The organism is Onishia niordana (assembly GCF_004798965.1).
GTDB lineage: Bacteria > Pseudomonadota > Gammaproteobacteria > Pseudomonadales > Halomonadaceae > Onishia > Onishia niordana.
The window spans coordinates 46,826-65,922 of sequence record NZ_SDSD01000002.1; the positions used below are offsets into that span (position 1 = coordinate 46,826).

Genomic DNA, 19,097 nt, shown 5'->3' on the forward strand with positions numbered 1-19,097 from the left:
CCCTATTATGTGTCTTCGCCCTGCTCACCACCTTCTTCTCTACCTGCTCTCTGTGCACCCCTGCCCTTGTCATCATCCCGCTTCTCAGCTGGCGCCTCGCGGTGGCGTGACGGCGTCACCCACTCGACGGGGCCGCCCTTCTCATCGTGCAGATGCACATCGAGCTGGTTGAAGGCAATTTCGACCCCATGTTCCTCAAAACGCGAGGCAATCTCGACGTTGATTTCATCAGCTGCATGTAGTCGATCGAGCAAGGAGTTAACGAAAATTCGCAATTCGAACTCCAGGCTACTGGCCGCGTATTGCAAGAAGAACACCTGTGGTTCCGGATCTTTCAGCACGCGCTCATTACGGGTTGCCGCTTCGTGCAGCAAGCGATGCACCAGTGCCAAATCCGATCCATAGGCCACACCATAGGTGAGCACTACCCGTGTGATGCTATCGGACAACGACCAGTTGATCAGTTGATCGGTGACGAAGGTCTTGTTGGGAATGATGATCTCCTTGCGATCAAAGTCCATGACGGTAGTAGCTCGAATACGAATACGGCTAACGGTGCCATGCAGATTGCCAAGGGTAATGGTGTCACCGATGCGCACCGGGCGTTCGAAGAGAATGATCAGGCCCGAAATGAAGTTGGCAAATATTTCTTGCAACCCAAAGCCCAGCCCCACGCCCAACGCTGCTACCAGCCACTGCAACTTATCCCAGGTCACGCCGAGCGTCCCAAGCGCCATGACCAGGCCGCCCCCAACGATCACATAAGACAGCAGTGAGGTAATGGCGTAAGCACTGCCCTGCTTTAGCGTCAGCTTCGATAACACCATCACCTCGAGCAGACCCGGCAGGTTACGCGCCAGCATCATGGTCAAGACCACTATCACCAAGGCAATGACGATATCCATAACGCTCGCCCCGCTGGCGACACCGCCTTCTCCCGGCGCGCTGGCATCTGCGGCCCAGGGCGCAACCCTATCCAGGTAGCCGAGAACGGCTAGCAGATCGGCCCACACCAGGTACAGCAGCAGGCCAAGTCCCAGCACCAGAATGAGCCTGGATAGACGTAGCGACTGTTGATTGACCTGATTCATGTCCAGCGGTGGCTCCTCAACCACGTCCATGCCGTTCTCAAGCTCATCGCGCTTCAAGGCATGGCGACGTGCCAATGCCCGCCGATAAGCCAGCCGCCTCGCGGCCACCGCCAACCCCCGGACCACGGAGGCCTCCACTACAATCCAGACGGCCAGCAGATAAAGCGTCATCACATAGCGTGATACCAGGCTCAAGGCCGTGTACTCATACCCCAGCACGATCAATCCGATCAGCAGCAATGGCACGGCGGCAAGCGTCAGGCCAATAAGCAGACGCAACAGCAAGATGCCAAAATGCGGCGTATGGGCGGTGATCAACTTGCTCTGAATCACGGCCATGCTGGCAAGGCCTGCCAGCATCAGCAACAAGGCCAGCGGGTGCTCGGCCAGGGTGGTCTCGCTACCGCGTGCCAGGCTCGTGATCAACAGCACCGGCACCAGTGAAAGCCCGAGCCAGCGCAATAGCCTGGAAAGCCTCTGCGCGTACGCAGGCGGCCAAAGGAAATGACGCACCGCGACCCCATCACTTACGAGCAGTCGTCTCGCCCAAGCGATGCTGGCCCAAGCCAGCGACAACTGCACCAGCGCCATCCCCAGGCGGGTCATCATGCTTTCCGCCCCAACCGCCAGGGCAAGGCCCAGCGATGCCATCAACAGGGGCCCCGGGCTTGCCAAGAGCGCATTGAGTGCGATCGCCAGCGGTGTCAGCGCCTGAGTATCCTGCTTGAGGTGACCAACCCTGTCGTTGAGCAGTACCAGACGCATCTTGATGCGAGGACGCCAAAGAAATAGTCCAATGGCCATCAGCATCGGTAACAGACCCGCCAAAGCGCCTGAATTCGGCCATTTCAATGGCAACAGCGAACGCCACGCGCCTTCCGTCCAGGTGTTGACCACTCGGGCCGGCACCTGACGCAACCACCCCAGATCCAGGTGGCGGCTGTTGGCGACCCAGAACAGCTGCTCATCGAGGGTCTCACGGAGTTGCTGGCTTAGGGTCAGTAGCTGCTGCTGATTGATCTGCAGATCAATGGCCGCGCTCAGTTGCTCGCCGTAGGCCTCCTCCACCTGATCGACCAGTTCACGCCGCGACGTCAAAAGATTCTCCAGGGCGCTAAGTAACGCCTGCGTAGGCTCGGCATTAGCCGTCTTCAGCCTCTCTCGGGCCAGGGCGGTGATATCCCGTAGCGACTCACGCTGGCGACCAAGCTCAAACTGCTTGAGCCGCAGATCGGCGATGTCGTCTTGAAGGTTGCGACGCTGATCTACTTGCGGCAGCAAGCGCTTTTGTTCGCGTAGAATCCGCGACAACAACAGGCTGCCTCGAATGGCCTCGATCTGCTCATTGAGGGTCTGCTGTAGCTGGCGAACCCGGTCGAGCCGACGACTAACGTCGAGGCCATCACGCGCCAAGGTATTGGCAAGCTCGGTGGCTTTCAAAAGCTCAAGGCTCAAGGTGTTATTAACCTCCCGCGCCTGGCGAACCACGGGATGTTCGCTTTCCATCGTCGAGGTGTCGGACGATGCCGCCTTGATCGCCTGCTCAGACTGAGCGCGTCGCTTTCGGTCAAGCACTGCCTGTAACTTGGCGAGGCGGGCTTCCTGGCGATCAATTTGCCGGTTGAGCTGCTCCTGTCGCAGCTGAGCGAGCTCCCGTAGCCTTGAGTTGGCACTCAAGGCACGCTGTTGATAACGCACGGTCAGATCAGCCAGACGTGCTTTTGCACGGCGTTCAAGCCGTGTGGGGCCCTCGGGGAGTCCCTCCAGCGCCTGACGCCCCTTCTCAAGCGCCTGCATGGCCTCAGCAATACTCTGTTGGGCCCGCTCCGGTAGCGTCTGAGTATTGGTCAGTCGGGTATTAACCTCGCTCAGGCGATCCTGATACTCCTTCAGGGTGTCCATGGACGCTTTAAGGCGAGCGTCCAGCTTTTCCACGGATAGTCGCTCAAGCCCATCAATGCTCAGATCAGGGGCGGCGGGCACATCATCCTTAAGCTCTTGGTGAAGATCTGTGATCTCCGCCGGAGCATCGGCAATACGCTGCTCAAGCGTCGCCATAGCGGCCTGCAGATCCTCTATCTTCTCGAGTACCTGTAGGGTCGACTTGAGCGCCTCGAGATCACGCTTCGCGCCATCATCAAGCGAAGCTCCCTCTTCGGGCTCCAGCGCCTCAATGCGCGTCTCCAAGGTATCGATATCCGGCAAGTCAGTGGGCTGTGTCTCCTGAGCCAGCGCATACCCACTCACCATCAGCGTGACCAGCAGCATCCACCGCATTAGCCACCAACAGCTGCTAGCCACACACCGCGGGGCGTGGCACCGCCAATAGCCCCCTACATCTTTTTCCACACCGCATGTCCTCCACGTTTCCCGCACACTGTGCTGGGCTAGCGCGGTAACAATCCAGGTACACAGCGCTCGACAGCCACTTTCTCTTCACTCTCTCATCACTTTCTCATCGCTTTTTCCGCCTAGCTGCTTCAGGCATCAGCCGCTTGGTTGCGTTGGAAAACGCGGCTCAATTGATCCATGAAACCCCCAGGTTTCATCGACAACGATTGACTTGGCCTGACGGCATGGTAGAAACAGGACTCGATAGACGACCGACAGGAATCAAAACATGGCCATGCCCAAGCCACTCACGGTCATCGTCCTGGCCGTGAGTATGACCTCAATGGCCAGCGGCGCCATCGCACAGGATGTAGAGACCAACAGAGCATCTGCCAACCAGCCGCTGACTCAGGAAAACATGGCCGAGCAGTTGGCCGCTCAGCGCACCCTTGAAGAAGCCGAGCAGCGGCGAGAGCTAGAGAGTGAATCCGAGAACAACCCTTTCGCGATCACCACCTATCGCCGCAACTACCTATTCCCCTGGAGCTACAACACCTCACCTAACCAAGATGCCTTCCGTAGCATCAGTGATGCTGAAGTAGGCAACGCCGAGGTCAAATTCCAGTTTAGTGTAAAGTTCAAGTTGGCCGATGATGTCCTCGCCAATAATGGCGATTTTTACTTCGCATATACTCAGCGAAACTGGTGGCAGGCCTATAACTCAGAAGCCTCCTCACCTTTCCGGGAAACCAACTTCGAACCCGAACTTTTCTTGAGTTTCGACAACGACCTATCGTTGATGGGCTGGACAAACATCCAGAATCGGGTTGCCTTTAACCACCAGTCCAACGGGAGATCTGAACCGCTTTCACGCAGCTGGAACCGGCTCTATCTGGATAGCGTCTTCCAGCGCGGCGACTGGGTCATCAATGTGTCACCCTACTGGCGAATTCCCGAATCCGCGGATGAAGATGATAACCCCGACATTGAGCGCTACATGGGCTATGGTGACATCACCGTGGCGCGGCGCTTGAACAAGAACCATGAAGCCAGCCTTCTGGTTCGAGGCAACCCCAGCGCTGGTCATATGGGCTATCAGTTCGACTATTCGCTACCACTGTCGGACAGCATGCGCTGGCACATCCAGTATTATTATGGCTATGGCGAGAGCTTGGTCGACTATGACCACAAGAACAATCGCCTGAGCATTGGCTTCAGCCTCAACTCCTTCTTCACCAACACGCGCTAGGCACCCGCCGACTCAGCATGGCAGGGATGCTTTCCGGACGCCTCGGCTGCTATGCTGGAAATGTTCCAAAATGCCCAAGGAGGATTCATATGGCTAACCGCACGCCCAATATCGATGCCAGCACCGACCAGCTCAAGAACGACCTGAGTCACCTGAGCAACACGCTGGAAGAGCTGGTAAACGCGACTGCAGATGACTCCCGTAGCAATATCAAGGAAATGCGCGAGCGTGCCGAGAAGCGACTGAAGGACACTCGTTCCCACCTCGAGGCAAGAGGCGAAAGCATCTATACCGATACCCGGGAAAATGTGCGTGAACAGGCCGATGCCTGCAACAAGTATGTGAACGACAACCCCTGGACGAGCGTTGGCATCGGTGCCGCCGTCGGCGTCGTGGTCGGCATGTTAATCGGTCGGCGCTAATGGCGGCTGATAGCCAAGGACCGGCAGAGCGCGTGTTCGAGGCTACCCGGCGACTGATCGGTAGCCTGGTCGCCACCGGCGAGACGCGCCTGCGTCTCGCTGTCGTAGAGCTCGAAGAAGAAAAGGCACGCTTGGTCACTTTGCTGCTGCTGGCGGGCGTTAGCTTCCTGCTAATGCTGCTTGGGCTTGCCGTGCTCACGCTGTTGGTCGTTGTGGTGTTCTGGGATAGCTATCGCCTGGAAGCTATCGCCACCTGCGCCATTGCCTTGTTGGGGAGTGGGCTTGGCTTGGCGTTGTGGGTGCGTCGTCTTGCCAAGCGCCCGACGCTTCTCAAGAGTACGCTCAAGCACCTCGCCACGGACCGCGAACTCATGAACGCAGAGCGACAACATGCGCACTCCGACCACTAATATCGCCGTTCGCCAAGATACTGACATGGCAAGCATCGCTGCTCGCAAAGCGCTTCTCGAAGCGCGTATCGAACAGCAGCGTATCGATGTGCTGGTGGATGCCGAACGCTGGCGTCATGCTACCCAGAAGATCGATGCGCTCTACCATGCGGCGAAGCGCTGGAAAGCGCCGATCTACGGTTTTGCCGGGGTGTTCGCCTGGCAGAGCCTGCGTCGGCCTAAAGGGTTCCGTCAGTTCGCTGGGCGTGCTTTCGGTCTCGTCATGATGGCAAGACGACTTCGCCGCCTGATCAAGTAAGCAGCGCTCCCTACAGCGTCGTGCCGTCACGGCACTCCCCGATCGCCATTATTTTCTGCGCATGGTCTCTGCCTCTCAGACTGTTCTGGCTGTGCCTCAACAGTCGCTGAATCTCCGTGTTCATGATCTAGCCACTTTCCAGAAGCGCCGATAGCGACGGCAGAAGGCCTTGGGCGATTCTGCATAAAGAAGTCCTCCGAGCTGACGGGCCTCGCCGCGCAGGGTGGCTTGGCGCCGGGACGCCCGCCACTCAAGCTCCGCAACGACACCTTCCTCGACACCGTCAATCTTTCGCAAGGCGGCGCTTAGCATCGTGAGATCGTGATCGTCGCCCAGCCGTTGCGACAGAGCCTTGAGACTCTTGGCCCGGGCACGCATGGCCACCGGCCATAGGGCACTCAGCAGACACACGTGGTACCAGTGGTATTTGACCTGCTTTCGCCATTCATGGAAATCCCCGTCATCACCGCTGGCATAGGCCTTGGCATAGGCGCTACGTCCCTTGCCATAGACGTTCTTGAGCCCCCCGGCAATGGCCTTAAAGCCCTTGGCCGTGAGACGCCAGCTCGGCAGTCGCTCACGCATCGATTCAAGTGTTGCATGCGCCAACGCCAGTTGCTGGGCGGTGTTGTCCACACCCGCATCGGGATTGGTTTCGGTGAGCCGTTGATCCCGCGCAGCGACCAGCGCGTCGCGAACGGGGGGGAGTGGCTTGGACGACTCGGCCAGGGTTTGCGGAGGGATCAACACATCGAAGGTATCAATGCATACCTGAGCATCGCGAGACCCTGCGAGAGCCCGCGCTGCATCGCGCAAGGCGACATTTTCCTGACGATAGAGATCGCGAGGCATCGCGTCGCGCATCAGGCGCAGCAAGCCCCGCAGCATCTTCATCCGTTTACGGACCTGATGAACATGACGGGCAAGCCGCGGATCACTTGGCTCAATGGCAAGCTCGACAAGGGCTTTACCCAGCTGGCGATCGACGAGGCGTGTCAGGTTGGCCTGCATGGCCCTATCCAGTCGTAGCACAAACGCCATGGCAGTCTCCCCCTGAGATCTTTAGAAAAGGCAGTAGCAAATCGGTAAGGCTCCCAGTCTGTTGCGCGAAGGTCTGTTGCAGTAACGTGTGGTTAGAGAAAAAGTTTGAGCAATAAAAAATATAGCTGGCTTGAGCAATAAAATAGTGAACTGTTCCCTGTACGCGGCTCCACGATCCGGGCAGCGACAGAGCTGCTCGGTTTGCCACGTAGCTTCTGGTTGTAGGTCCGACTGTCAGCTCTCGCGCTCTTCTTCACTTCGGCGATCTTCAACAGCGGTCAAAGATGCCAATTCACCAGTCAGGCCTTCACCGACGTTCTGAAGACTCATGGCGTGACCATCAGCATGGACGGCAAGGGCTGCTACCGGGCAACATCTTCGTGGAGCGCCTCTGGCACAGATCGGTGGTCCACTTCACACGTTGTAAGTTTGTAACCAGACAGGTTGTATCTTATGTTGAGGCTTGGGCTGCCCCGCTGAATCCGCCCGATGAGATCTACCTTGGCTAACGGCTCCGCTCACTTGGTGCACGCCTTTGGTGCAGTTCCGAATTAACCAGCAAGGAGAAGCTCAAATGCCGACAACGTCAGAAACTGAATTAGCTCCAGAAGTAGCAGCCTGGCTCGATCCAACCATGGACTCGGTTCGTGGAACAGAAACGCCCAAGGATCCGAACAAAGGCTACATCGCCCTGCTTGGCTGGAGCGTCAATGCTATCAAGGCCGCGCAGAAGTTTGACCGCCGCTATATAGTGGTTGCTCCAGAATGGGCCGAGGATTTCTGCACGGCAAACAAGATACCTTTTATCTCTTGGGATTTTATCCGTCTCAATGATCGCTCCATGGAGATTGCCGAAAGGCTGAAGGCGGAAGGCGTCGATGTAGCCATACCGTTGTTCGAGGAGACCGTTGAGTGGTCCGGTGCCATCAACTCAGTTCTTCTCGACAGCCCTCGCATGTACGGCCAGTCTATTCTGTTCCGTGACAAGGCTCTGATGAAGCGCCGTGCCCAGCTCGGTGGCATCCGCGTCGGGATCTTCGAGGAAGCGCACGAGAAGGACGACATCGTTCGTTTCATGAAGCGCGTCAACCAGACACTGCTGAAGCTGGATGGTGACCCGGATGACCCGATCCACGTCAAAGCGTTCGACAAAGCCGGTTGTCTGGGCCACCGAATGATTCGCACGCTAGAAGAAATCGACAATATCCCGGATGACGAATATCCCCTGCTAATGGAAAGTCATCTGAGTGGCTGGGAATTTGCTGTCGAGGCCTGGATCCACGATGGCAAGATCCAGTTCCTTAATATTTCCGAATACGTAACGCTGGGCTACTCGGTATTCGTACCGGCTACCGAGCAACTCGAGAGCTGGCGCAACGCGATCACCAAGCAGATCGAGCTGCTGATCAAAACCTTCGACATCAAATTCGGCTTGATTCATCCCGAGTACTTCGTCACTGCTGACGGCGAAATGTACTTTGGGGAGGTTGCATATCGTCCGCCCGGATTCAAGGCGTTCGAGCTGATTGAGCGAGCCTATGGATTTAGCGCGTACCAGGCCTCAATGTTGGTGTTCGATCCCAAGAGTACCAAAGAAGAAGTCGATAACTTCTTCCCTAAGGAAGTAGTCGATGCGAAAGGCTACGCTGGTTGCTTCGGTGTGTATCCGCGGCGTCGTGTGGTTAGCAAACTGGAAATGCCCAAAGAAACGATTGAGCATCCCTACTTCGAGTCTCACGAATTGGTCGCGCCGACAGAAGAGACGGTTCCTGACCGGTCAGCCTTCGGAACGCATTGGGGCCTGGTCTTCTTCTTTGGTGACGACCCCATCAAGATGCGGGACCTGCTGAAATCTCAGGAAGACTTGGACTTCTATGTCTAAAAGTTAAGCGTAGGGTCCCCGATGATCCATTGAGCCATAGGAGTGATCCCTTGCTAGCAGCAAGGGAGCTTCTACAGCAATGCCTTCGAGAGCAAATTCATGGGACCTTTTTTCTAGCTGCACAGAACTAGAGCGACTGCCCGCAGGCAACGCCCGACGCCCAGGCCCACTGGAAATTATAGCCGCCCAGTTCGCCAGTCACATCCAGCACTTCGCCGATGAAACGCAACTGGGGTAGCCCATTGACGGCAAACGTCTTCGACGACACCTCATGGGTGTCAACGCCGCCCATGGTGACCTCGGCGGTGCGCCAGCCTTCGGTGCCCGCGGGTTTAATGCGCCAGTGGTTAAGGCGGCCTTGCCACGCCTCGAGGCGTGCATTGGAGAGTTCCGCCAGCGGGGCATCATCTGCGTACCACTCATTCAGTGCCTGGGCAAAGCGCTTGGGAAAGCGCTCACCTAGCCAGGTCGAGACACGCCGTTTGGGCGTTTTACGGCGCGCCTGGGCCATCGCCTCGAAGGCGCTTTCTCCCGCCAACAAATCTATCTCGAGCTCGTCGCCCGTTTGCCAGTAGCTTGATATCTGCAGCATGGCCGGGCCGGAGAGCCCGCGGTGGGTAAACAGCATCGGCTCACGGTAGCTGCCTTCTCGACACCTCACCGCCACATCGCAGCTGACCCCGGAAAGATCCGCCACGCGCTCCTTCCATTGCGATGTCAGGGTGAAGGGCACCAGTGCTGCCCGGGTATCGGTGACCGCGAGTCCGAATTGGCGGGCGATGTCATAGCCAAAACCACTGGCCCCCATGCTGGGAATCGACAGACCGCCGGTTGCGATCACCACGGCGCCCGTGTCGATGCGCCCGCGAGACGTCTCTAGCCGCATGCCCTCGCCCTGACGCTCGATGGAATCGATGCGCGTCTTCAGCGCGACCTCGACACCAGCCCATTCGCACTCGGTAAGCAGCAGGCGAACGATGTCCTTGGCAGAATCAGCACAGAACAGCTGCCCGGGCGCCTTTTCAACGTACTCGACGCCATGGCGCTCGACGAGCTCAACAAAGTGCTCAGGCCGGTAACGCTTGAGTGCCGAGATACAGAAATGCGGGTTGCCAGAAAAGAAGTTGCCGGGACTCGTCGCCGTGTTGGTGAAATTGCAGCGCCCGCCCCCCGACATCAGGATCTTCTTGCCGGCCTTGTTGGCATGATCGAGCAGCAGCACGCGCTGGCCAGCGTAGCCAGCGGTCAGCGCGCACATCAGCCCGGCCGCACCGGCACCGATCACGACCACATCGGGTTGGGAAGTCATGCAGCATTACCCTTTACTTTAAAACCATGAAACGAGGTCGAGATGGTACCAGAGCGTCAGGTTGCGCAGGAGATCTTCCAAATAAAGCTACTTTGATGACAAGGCTCCCAAGGCCATCAAGCATCCTGCCGCCTATCCCGCCGTCACATTGCCTTATGCATACGTCGCGTATAAGGTGTGTATAGCTTTTGAAAAACCTAACCCCATCGTTGTCCGCTATCTATGCCGACACCGGTCTTGGCGGTGTCATGCAGCTGGTCTCTGATGGGCAATCGCCTTATTTGCCCCTAATCCCCAACCGAGAGGTGTCGCCTTAATGCCCTCTTCCTTGCCAAGGATTGCCCCCCGATGGTGGCTTCGCTGCGCGCACCTTACCTTGGGATGGTTGCTGCTCCTGATGGCCCTAACCCCCACCTTGGCTCAGGCACAGGATGCCAGCAGCACGGTCATCGCCAGCCGCGCTGACACTCGTATCTGGTCGGATCAGCTATCGGCGCTGGGCACTCTGAAAGCCGATGAAAGCGTCACCCTGTCGGCGACCGTGACCGAGATCGTCAGTGAGGTGAGCTTCGAGGATGGTCAGAACGTGGCAGCCGGTGACGTGCTGATCCGTCTCGAAGACGGCGAGGAACAGGCCCAGCTGCGCGCGGCCCAGGCGCTGCGCGACGAACGGCGCAATGCGCTGTCTCGTGCAAGCCAACTACAAGCCCGCAACCTAGCGCCCAGGGCCAATGTCGAGGATAGCCGGGCGCAACTTAGGCAGGTCGAGGCACAGATAGACGAGATCGAGGCACGTCTGGCGGCGCATCAGCTACGCGCTCCCTTTGCTGGGGAGGTCGGCTTTCGCGATATCAGTGTCGGGAGCCTGGTCACGCCGGGCATGGCACTACTGACCCTGGATAAGCTCGATGTCGTGAAACTCGATTTTCAGGTACCCGAGAGCCGCATCGCGCTGCTGTCACAGGGGTTACCGCTCACGGCCAAGAGCTCGGCTTATCCTGGGACACGCTTTGAGGGCCAGATTGCCAGTATCGGTACGCGCATCGAGCCGGTCAGCCGTAGCATCACGGTTCGCGCCAAGCTTGCCAACGACGAGCGCCGATTGCGCCCCGGCATGCTGATGGAAGTGACGCTCGACGGCGCGTCACGCCAGGCGCTGGTGATACCCGAAGCCGCCTTGATACCCGAGGGGCGTCGCCAATCGCTGCTGGTGATCGATGAAGCGGAGATGATCGCGCATCAGCGCAATGTGACCATCGGCGCTCGGCGTGCCGGCCGCGTCGAAATCCTAGACGGCTTGCGTGATGGCGACCTGGTGGTGATCCATGGCAGCCAGGCCACTCGCGATGGACAGGCCGTGAAGGTACTGGGCATCGTCGATGACTCCACGACCGTTGCGGACATCCTTCAACGCAGTCGGCCAGCCACGGGCCGTTCGACCATGGCGGATGACGCCTGATGCGTTTGTCCGATATCGCCGTCCAACGCCCGGTACTGGCAACCGTTCTGGCCGCGCTGATCGTGGCCTTCGGCCTGCTGGCCCTCGAGCGTCTACCGCTACAGGAATACCCGGCCATCGACCCGCCCATCGTCAGCGTCGACACGCGCTACCCGGGGGCATCAGCGAGCGTCGTCGAGACTCGTATCACCCAGGTGCTCGAGGATCGAATCTCCGGTATCGAGGGTATCCAGACCATCAGTTCCTCAAGCCAGGATGGCGAATCCGAGATCACGGTCGAATTCGGCCTCGATCAGGATATCGACGCCGCCGCCAACGACATGCGTGACCGTATCTCAGGAGCCAGAGGCAACCTGCCGGATGAGGCCGAGCCGCCGGAAATCCAGAAGGCCGACAGCAGCTCGGAAGTCGTGGTGTGGTTGAGCCTGTCGGGAGAAGGCTATTCGATGACCGAGCTCACCGACTATGCCAACCGTTATCTGGTCGATCGGCTGTCGGTACAACCCGGCGTCTCGCAGGTCCGGGTCGGCGGCGGGCGCGACTACGCCATGCGCATCTGGCTCGACCGCCATGCCCTGGCCGCCCGCAACCTGAGCGTCGGCGATGTCGAGGATGCCCTGCGCGACGAAAACGTCGAACTCCCCGGCGGCGCCATTACTTCCAAGGATCGCCAGTTCGTGGTCCGCCTGCCGCGAAGCTTCTCGACTGCCGACGACTTTCAAAGGCTGGTGCTTTCCGAAGGCGCCGATGGCTATCTGGTAAGGCTTGGCGATGTTGCTCGCGTCGAGGTCGGTGCTGTCGAGGAGCGCACCGTCTTTCGCGGCAACGGCGTGCCGATGGTGGGGCTTGGCATGATCAAGCAATCCACCGCCAATGTGCTGGAACTTTCACAGGGCGTGCGCGCCGAGCTGGAGCGCCTACAGAAAACACTGCCCGAGGGGCTGAGCCTGCGCCTCAACTTCGATGCCTCGGTGTTCGTGTCGGGCGCCATCAGTCAGGTGGTAATGACCCTGTTTATCGCCATGGGCCTGGTGGTCGTGGTGATTTTCCTCTTCCTTGGCAACCTGCGCACGACCCTGATACCCGCGGTCACGGTGCCGATCGCGGTGATCGGCACCTTCATGGCGCTGGCAGTATTCGGCTTCACCATCAACCTGCTGACGCTGCTGGCCCTGGTATTGGCCATCGGCCTGATCGTCGATGACGCGATCGTGGTACTCGAAAACATCCATCGCCGTATGCAGCAGTATGGCGAGACACCGCTGGTGGCGGCATTTCGCGGCAGTCGCCAGATTGCCTTTGCGGTTATCGCAACGACATTGGTGCTGGTAGCCGTCTTCGTGCCGCTGAGTTTTCTGCAGGGAGACATCGGCCGCCTGTTCGGCGAATTTGCGCTGACCCTCTCCGCCGCTGTCGCCATCTCGAGCCTATTGGCGCTGACGCTGACACCGATGATGGCATCCAAGCTGCTCAGCCCCGGCATGCACGAGAGTCGCCTGGCCCTCGGTGTCCAGCGCCTGCTGGAATTCAGCCAGCGTATCTACCGTGCGGTACTGATCCGCGCCCTCAAACTGCGTCTGCTGGTCGCCGCGCTATTTTTGGCGGTGCTGGGCGGCGCCAGCTGGCTCGCGGTGGAACTGCCCAGTGAATACACACCCAAGGAGGATCGCGGCAACTTCTTCCTGGTCGTCAACGGCCCACCCGGTGCCAGCTACGACTACATGCTCGATTACATGAACGAGATCGAAGCCCGACTGCTGCCGTTGATCGAGACCGGCGATGTTGACCGGGTGCTGATCCGGGCGCCCCGGGGCTATGGCAACATCGAGACCTTCAATGATGGCTTCGCCATTATCGGCCTGACCGATTGGGGCGAGCGTCGCTCGGCCTGGGCGATCATGGACGAGGTACGCAGCCGGCTTTCGGGCCTGCCCGGGGTCCGCGCCTTTCCGGTGATGCGCCAGGGATTCGGTGGCCGCGTCGAGAAACCCGTGCAATTCGTGCTCGGTGGCGGCACCTACGAGGAGCTTGCCGAGTGGCGCGACCGCCTGATCGCGCATGTCCGCGCCGACAATCCGCGCCTGACCGGGCTCGATAGCGACTACGACGAAACCCAGCCTCAGCTTCGGGTGGATATCGACTACCCGCGGGCCGCCGAACTCGGCGTCACCGTCAGCGAGATCGGCCGCACCCTCGAGACGCTGCTAGGCGGTCGCAACGTGACCCGCTACGTGGATGATGGCGAGGAATACGAGGTGATACTGGAAGGCAACCCCAGCGATACGCGAAGCCCAAGCTCGCTGGACAGCATTCAGGTGCGCTCGGCCCGCAGTGGTGAGCTGATTCCGCTGGCAAGCCTGGTAACGCTAACTGACTTCGCCGGCGCCAGCACCCTCAATCGCTTCAACCGCATCCGCGCCATCACCCTTGAAGCCGAGCTCGCCGAAGGCTATCCCCTCGGCGAGGCGCTTTCCTATCTGCAGGCAAGCGTTGACGAGGTCCTGCCGGCAGAAGCGCAGACCGACCTCAAGGGCGCCTCACGCGACTTCAGGCAGGCAAGCGGCGCGACTTCCTTCCTCCTGGCACTCGGTGTGCTGGTGGTGTTCCTGGTGCTGGCAGCCCAGTTCGAGAGCTTCATACACCCCCTGGTGATCATGTTCACGGTGCCGCTGGCGCTGTGCGGTGCCCTGCTGGGGCTCTACGTTGCCGGACAGTCGCTTAACCTGTACAGCCAGGTGGGACTTGTCATGCTGATTGGGTTGGCCGCCAAGAACGGCATCCTGATCGTCGAGTTTGCCAACCAGCTGCGCGACCAGGGCAGCGCCTTCCGCGACGCCTTGATCGATGCCTCGGTGACCCGCTTACGGCCGATTCTGATGACTGCCGTGACCACCATGGCCGGCGCCGTGCCATTGATTCTCTCTAGCGGACCGGGCGCTGAAACGCGAATGGTGATCGGCATCGTGATTCTCAGCGGTGTCGCCGCCGCCACGGTTTTCACTCTGTTGGTAGTGCCGGTCGCTTATGACCTGCTGGCCAGGCGCACAGGCTCACCCCAGGCGGTCGCCCAGCGTCTGGCCCACGAGATGGCGCCCTGATGACAAGGCCACAGGTTAAAGACCCGGACGTGACGACTGCTATGCTCAAGGGAGAATTCGTCTTTCGCACACTTGGCAGGACGATATCGCCACAGCCGATAGGAGTAATGACATGATCGAATTACTGCCCAGCGAAGCCAACCACGTAGTCGCACTACGTGCCAGTGGACGGGTGAACGCCGATGACCTGCAGCAAGCCATCGACGCCGTCGAGGCCCTGAAGAAGACCCATTCGCGCGTCAGCCTCTACGTAGAAATCGATGAGATGCGCTGGATGACGCTGTCGGCCATCATGCGCGACCTGGGTTATGGTCTGACCCAGATCGGCGATATAGAACATTATTACCGTGCCGCCCTGGTCACCGACCATGACTGGCTGCGACCGCTGGTGTCTATCGAGAATCAGCTCTTCAAGCCGCTCGAGGTGCGCGTCTTCGGTACCCACCACAGGGACGAGGCCAAGGAATGGGTTCGCCAACTACCACAGGCACCCGAGACCGCCGACACCGACAGCGCAGAAGCCGGTTAGAAATTAGCTCGTTTGGGCGCCGCTCGTTAAGGCTCGGCTTAACTAGCAAACCGGCCTTAATGGCTCAGCACTCTCCCAACCGCTGGGCCTCGATCGTGCTGTGCATCCTTATCGCCCCCATCTGCGTGGTGGTTTCCACGTCTACGCGCCCCTTGGCCCGCTCGCCAAGGAACAGAAGGTTGCCATCGATACTCGCCTCGCCGCCGTTACCCCGACAGATCATTCGGTAATCCATGCGCTGTTGATTGCTGGTCGACTCGATCAGCTCACAGCCCTCCTGCTCCTGAATAAGGGAGCGTTGAGCATCGGCAATATCGGCCTTCGTCAGGCATTCCTGATGGGATTCCGTCTGATCGGGAATCGGCAGGTCGCCCTCGACTTTGGTCACACTATTGAACTCCCACATGCCGGGCACCAGATCCGGCGTACTCTCCTGAGCGAGCAGCGTGGCAGATGACATCAGCAAGACGAGAGCGAGTGGCAAAACAGGCGACATGGCAACGACTCCAGAAAGGGTGGTCTTTCAAGCGTAGACCAGAGTGCCTGCAGCAGGCCGACGCGAGCACCTAATAAAGCTGTTTCCTCTAAAACCGTTTCCCCACCAGGCCGCTGAGATTGCCCCGTCAACCGATGCGGCCGATGAACTGTTGGGCTGCGTTGACCCGTTATAAGCGAAAGTCCAAAAGCGTTGGTAGCATGCATTGAGGGCTGCCCTGCTATGCTGTCATTCACCCTTCAGTCATCATTTTTCAGGATGCGTCATGAAAAGAGAAACGCTCGCTCTTCACCACGGTTACTCCCCGGATAATCAGAATGCCGTGGCCGTGCCGATCCATCAGACGACCTCATTTGCCTTCGACAACGCCCAGCATGCCGCCGACCTGTTCGACCTGAAGGTCGAGGGCAACATCTATTCACGAATCATGAACCCGACCTGTGCCGTGCTCGAAGAGCGCGTCGCGGCCCTTGAGGGCGGTATCGCAGGATTGGCAGTGGCCTCGGGCATGGCGGCGATCACCTACGCGATCCAGACCATCGCCGAAGCAGGCGACAACATCGTGTCGATCAGCGAGCTCTACGGCGGCACCTATAATCTGTTCGCTCATACCCTGCCCCGCCAGGGTATCTCCGTGCGCTTTGCCGACAAGGATGATCTGGACGGTATCGACGCCCTGATCGATGATCACACCAAGGCGGTGTTCTGCGAGAGCGTCGGTAACCCCTCAGGCGGCGTTGTCGACCTTAGGGCACTGGCCGATATCGCCCATCGACACGGCGTGCCGTTGATCGTCGATAACACCGTGCCCACGCCCTTCCTGTGGCGCCCTATCGAACATGGTGCGGATATCGTCATCCACTCGGCTACCAAGTACATCGGCGGCCATGGCACCACGGTGGGCGGCGTGATCGTGGACTCCGGCAAGTTCCCCTGGGCCGATCACCCCAAGCGTTTCTCGCTCTTGACCGAACCGGACGTGTCCTATCATGGCGTCAGCTATACGCGCGACGTCGGCGATGCGGCCTTCATCGCCCGTGCCCGAGTGGTGCCACTGCGCAACATGGGCGCGGCCCTGTCGGCTCAGGCTGCCTGGAACCTGCTGCAGGGGCTCGAGTCGTTATCCCTGCGCATCGAGCGTATCTGCGACAACGCCCTCAAGGTGGCCACCTATCTGGAACAGCACCCCCATGTCACCTGGGTACAGTACGCTGGCCTTGAGAGTCACAAGGATCACGGCCTCGCCAAACGCTACATGGATGGCCGCGCATCCGGCATCCTGAGTTTCGGCATCGAGGGCGGGCGCGAGGCCGGTGCTCGCTTCTACGATGCCCTGCAACTGATCCTGCGCCTGGTCAATATCGGCGATGCCAAGACCTGCTCGTCCATCCCCGCCTCGACGACGCACCGCCAACTCAACGACGAAGAGCTCAAGGCCGCCGGCGTGCGTCCCGACATGGTGCGCCTGTCGATTGGCATCGAACACGTCGACGACATCATCGCCGATCTTGATCAGGCACTGGCGGCCTCACAGGCCTAGCGACTTCGGCTTTATTGGCCAAGCGTCACGTCTGCCACGCATAAAAAAGCCCCCTCATTGAGGGGGCTAACTCATTCTGACAAGGGGGGATCCCGGCACGCTCACGCGCGACAGGTGATGTCTCATCATCGGGGCTGACGACCGTTCGGCGCCGCATCGCGGCGACGACGCATAAGCTTATCCTTCAGCCACACGAACACGGCCCCGCGGGGCTCATCGACACCCGTCACCACATACCGAAGCGTATAAGGGTTATGCAGTGTCGCCTGCAGCATCGACTCTACCCACTGTATCCCGCAGAAAAGAATCTCGTCACCGGCTTCGAGCTGACACGCCTCATGGGGAAGCATGATCGAATGGCCTGCCCGGCGTATCGCGAGTGCCTCGCAAGGGAACTTCTCCGGGAACTTGCGCGCATCACGGCACAAGGCGGCAAGCGTGACCTCGCCTTCGTTATGCAGATATTCGGTCACCGCCGGCGCCGCTTCCGGGACCAGCCTGATCGACCACAGGTGCGGGGGACGCTCAGCCAAGACGGCCTTTAGCCGAGTCGTGACGGCCCTGGTCTCCTCCGGTTCACGCTCCGCTAGCCAGTCGATCAGCTCCTGAACGAGGGGCGAAATCAAAAGCTTCAGGATCCGACGTGCCGTTGTCAGGCTGTGCTGAAGGATCAAGTCGGCTCGGGCCGCATCGAACGCGAGCTGATTCTCGTGACTGTTCTGGCGTACGATGCGCAATGCATCAGGGTTGAGCGCGTTAACTGACAACAGCGTACTGAGATTGTCGGCATCGCGATTCGTCGCGATGACGATTCCTGCCGCATCTTCAATTCCCGCCGTCACCAGGGCCGCATGATCGGCGTGCTGCTGAACCAAGAACGTATCTTTCCCCGCCTGGTTGGTCTCCACGTCCGGGTCGATAATGCATGTGTTGACGCCATGCGCCTGAAGGTCGTGATGTATCCAGCGCCCCATCCGCCCATATCCGCACAGGATCCATTTACCTCGCGGCACCTGTATCAGCTCTCCGAGCTTGACGCCACGTTGCCCTACAACCCACGCATTGAGGTTATGCAGTTCGGGGCGTGCGATCGCCCAGGAAACAAGCTGGGCGAATATCTCGAAGGGATCGACAACCGTGACATTCTCGAGCGACCGCAGATTGGCCTCGTGGCGGGCAGAGGTCGAACGACAGATAACGGGAAGCTGCGGATTGAGGTGGCGTGCCATTACCGCGATCTTGAGATTGACATCATCGTCGTTGGTCAACGCGACCAGGGCCCGACATGCAGGGTGTTCCAGCCCCGCGGCCAGCAGGTGTTTCGGCACACTGGCGTCCGCATGGAGTCCTGGCATCGCGACCCGGTAATCGCGAACACCCAGAGCCTTGATGCGTTCCGGGTCGGAATCGAGTATCACCGCGCGCATCAGGTGGTCGCTCAGCCCCCGGGCAAGCAGACTGCCGGCATCGCCAAAACCGCAGAGGATGACGAAGGGCTCCACGTTGTGCTTGACCCTGCGGGCGAACCTGAACCCATCCATGGCTCGGATGAAGTGGGGATTCTGCACCAGGCGAATCAGGGAACCGATCGCATAGAACCACGCGATGACGCCGGTATAGAGACAGAAGATCGTCCATAGGCGCTGTTCCTCGCTGAAGCCGTTCGGCAGTTCACCGAAACCAGTCGTGGTCGCCGTATAGGTGAAGAAATAGAAGGCATGGAAGAGGCTCATGTGCGTCGTCTCACCATCGACGACCTGGCCTGGCATCAGCGCCATGCCCATGATGCCCAACGAATACACGAACAGCAGTACGAACAGGGGCCGGCGCATAAAGCGCAGGACAATCATTGCCACGCGGTCGAGATCGGAGGTATTTCTCACGCGTTCAACCCTCCCACGGGCTGTACCAGATTGCGGCTATCACGCTGCACCAGTCTCCA

Annotated in this window: 14 protein-coding genes; 9 read left to right on the plus strand and 5 right to left on the minus strand. The window is 59.4% G+C overall.

The features are described 5' to 3' along the window. Window positions 1-5: 5 nt before the first annotated feature. Window positions 6-3,368, minus strand: coding sequence for a mechanosensitive channel MscK (gene mscK / locus ETC27_RS04390; protein ID WP_136253803.1), 3,363 nt, complete (start codon window positions 3,366-3,368; stop codon window positions 6-8). A 343-nt stretch (window positions 3,369-3,711) separates the two neighbouring features. Between mscK and ETC27_RS04395 the strand changes: the two genes are divergently transcribed. The 4 genes from ETC27_RS04395 (at window position 3,712) to ETC27_RS04410 (ending at window position 5,801) form a co-directional block, all read left to right on the plus strand. Beyond that, window positions 3,712-4,671, plus strand: coding sequence for a phospholipase A (locus ETC27_RS04395; protein ID WP_136253804.1), 960 nt, complete (start codon window positions 3,712-3,714; stop codon window positions 4,669-4,671). An 89-nt stretch (window positions 4,672-4,760) separates the two neighbouring features. Next, the gene (locus tag ETC27_RS04400) at window positions 4,761-5,093 is read left to right on the plus strand and encodes an ElaB/YgaM/YqjD family protein (protein WP_136253805.1); all 333 of its coding nucleotides are present in this window, start codon (window positions 4,761-4,763) and stop codon (window positions 5,091-5,093) included. Beyond that, window positions 5,093-5,503 carry a phage holin family protein gene (locus tag ETC27_RS04405; protein ID WP_136253806.1) on the plus strand — a complete coding sequence of 137 codons (411 nt, stop codon included), beginning with the start codon at window positions 5,093-5,095 and terminating at the stop codon, window positions 5,501-5,503. Before ETC27_RS04400 ends, ETC27_RS04405 begins: the two co-directional genes overlap by 1 nt. A gap of 25 nt (window positions 5,504-5,528) precedes the next feature. After that, complete coding sequence (locus ETC27_RS04410; RefSeq protein WP_168709020.1) at window positions 5,529-5,801, plus strand: YqjK family protein; 273 nt, start codon at window positions 5,529-5,531, stop codon at window positions 5,799-5,801. Window positions 5,802-5,921: 120 nt separating this feature from the next. Here ETC27_RS04410 and ETC27_RS04415 read toward each other — a convergent pair whose 3' ends face one another. Continuing rightward, window positions 5,922-6,842 carry a CHAD domain-containing protein gene (locus ETC27_RS04415; protein WP_136253808.1) on the minus strand — a complete coding sequence of 307 codons (921 nt, stop codon included), beginning with the start codon at window positions 6,840-6,842 and terminating at the stop codon, window positions 5,922-5,924. Between the two features lie 574 nt (window positions 6,843-7,416). Between ETC27_RS04415 and ETC27_RS04425 the strand changes: the two genes are divergently transcribed. Continuing rightward, window positions 7,417-8,724 (plus strand): ATP-grasp domain-containing protein, encoded by a 1,308-nt coding sequence (locus tag ETC27_RS04425; RefSeq protein WP_136253809.1) that lies wholly within the window; start codon window positions 7,417-7,419, stop codon window positions 8,722-8,724. 127 nt (window positions 8,725-8,851) lie between these two features. On the opposite strand, the gene ETC27_RS04430 is transcribed toward ETC27_RS04425, so the two are convergent. Beyond that, complete coding sequence (locus ETC27_RS04430) at window positions 8,852-10,033, minus strand: BaiN/RdsA family NAD(P)/FAD-dependent oxidoreductase (RefSeq protein WP_136253810.1); 1,182 nt, start codon at window positions 10,031-10,033, stop codon at window positions 8,852-8,854. A gap of 397 nt (window positions 10,034-10,430) precedes the next feature. Between ETC27_RS04430 and ETC27_RS04435 the strand changes: the two genes are divergently transcribed. The 3 genes from ETC27_RS04435 (at window position 10,431) to ETC27_RS04445 (ending at window position 15,119) form a co-directional block, all read left to right on the plus strand. After that, on the plus strand, window positions 10,431-11,492 hold the full coding sequence (locus tag ETC27_RS04435) for an efflux RND transporter periplasmic adaptor subunit (protein ID WP_240724800.1): 1,062 nt from the start codon (window positions 10,431-10,433) through the stop codon (window positions 11,490-11,492). After that, window positions 11,492-14,590 carry an efflux RND transporter permease subunit gene (locus ETC27_RS04440; RefSeq protein ID WP_136253812.1) on the plus strand — a complete coding sequence of 1,033 codons (3,099 nt, stop codon included), beginning with the start codon at window positions 11,492-11,494 and terminating at the stop codon, window positions 14,588-14,590. Before ETC27_RS04435 ends, ETC27_RS04440 begins: the two co-directional genes overlap by 1 nt. A gap of 112 nt (window positions 14,591-14,702) precedes the next feature. Continuing rightward, window positions 14,703-15,119 (plus strand): SpoIIAA family protein, encoded by a 417-nt coding sequence (locus ETC27_RS04445; protein WP_136253813.1) that lies wholly within the window; start codon window positions 14,703-14,705, stop codon window positions 15,117-15,119. 64 nt (window positions 15,120-15,183) lie between these two features. On the opposite strand, the gene ETC27_RS04450 is transcribed toward ETC27_RS04445, so the two are convergent. Next, entirely contained in the window at window positions 15,184-15,615 is a 432-nt protein-coding gene (locus tag ETC27_RS04450) for a DUF3617 domain-containing protein (protein ID WP_136253814.1), read from the minus strand. 265 nt (window positions 15,616-15,880) lie between these two features. Between ETC27_RS04450 and ETC27_RS04455 the strand changes: the two genes are divergently transcribed. Further along, complete coding sequence (locus ETC27_RS04455) at window positions 15,881-17,155, plus strand: O-acetylhomoserine aminocarboxypropyltransferase/cysteine synthase family protein (protein ID WP_136253815.1); 1,275 nt, start codon at window positions 15,881-15,883, stop codon at window positions 17,153-17,155. A gap of 125 nt (window positions 17,156-17,280) precedes the next feature. Here the strand turns inward: ETC27_RS04455 and ETC27_RS04460 are convergent, their stop codons facing one another. Then, complete coding sequence (locus ETC27_RS04460) at window positions 17,281-19,038, minus strand: potassium channel family protein (RefSeq protein WP_136253816.1); 1,758 nt, start codon at window positions 19,036-19,038, stop codon at window positions 17,281-17,283. Window positions 19,039-19,097 lie beyond the last annotated feature (59 nt).

Coding starts and splice junctions, on each gene's coding strand:
- ETC27_RS04405 (WP_136253806.1), top strand. CDS start 5,093: ATGGCGGCTGATAGCCAAGGACCGGCAGAGCGCGTGTTCGAGGCTACC.
- ETC27_RS04410 (WP_168709020.1), top strand. CDS start 5,529: ATGGCAAGCATCGCTGCTCGCAAAGCGCTTCTCGAAGCGCGTATCGAA.
- ETC27_RS04450 (WP_136253814.1), bottom strand. CDS start 15,615: ATGTCGCCTGTTTTGCCACTCGCTCTCGTCTTGCTGATGTCATCTGCC.
- ETC27_RS04440 (WP_136253812.1), top strand. CDS start 11,492: ATGCGTTTGTCCGATATCGCCGTCCAACGCCCGGTACTGGCAACCGTT.
- ETC27_RS04395 (WP_136253804.1), top strand. CDS start 3,712: ATGGCCATGCCCAAGCCACTCACGGTCATCGTCCTGGCCGTGAGTATG.
- ETC27_RS04445 (WP_136253813.1), top strand. CDS start 14,703: ATGATCGAATTACTGCCCAGCGAAGCCAACCACGTAGTCGCACTACGT.
- ETC27_RS04400 (WP_136253805.1), top strand. CDS start 4,761: ATGGCTAACCGCACGCCCAATATCGATGCCAGCACCGACCAGCTCAAG.
- ETC27_RS04435 (WP_240724800.1), top strand. CDS start 10,431: ATGGCCCTAACCCCCACCTTGGCTCAGGCACAGGATGCCAGCAGCACG.
- ETC27_RS04425 (WP_136253809.1), top strand. CDS start 7,417: ATGCCGACAACGTCAGAAACTGAATTAGCTCCAGAAGTAGCAGCCTGG.
- ETC27_RS04455 (WP_136253815.1), top strand. CDS start 15,881: ATGAAAAGAGAAACGCTCGCTCTTCACCACGGTTACTCCCCGGATAAT.
- mscK (WP_136253803.1), bottom strand. CDS start 3,368: ATGCGGTGGATGCTGCTGGTCACGCTGATGGTGAGTGGGTATGCGCTG.
- ETC27_RS04415 (WP_136253808.1), bottom strand. CDS start 6,842: ATGGCGTTTGTGCTACGACTGGATAGGGCCATGCAGGCCAACCTGACA.
- ETC27_RS04430 (WP_136253810.1), bottom strand. CDS start 10,033: ATGACTTCCCAACCCGATGTGGTCGTGATCGGTGCCGGTGCGGCCGGG.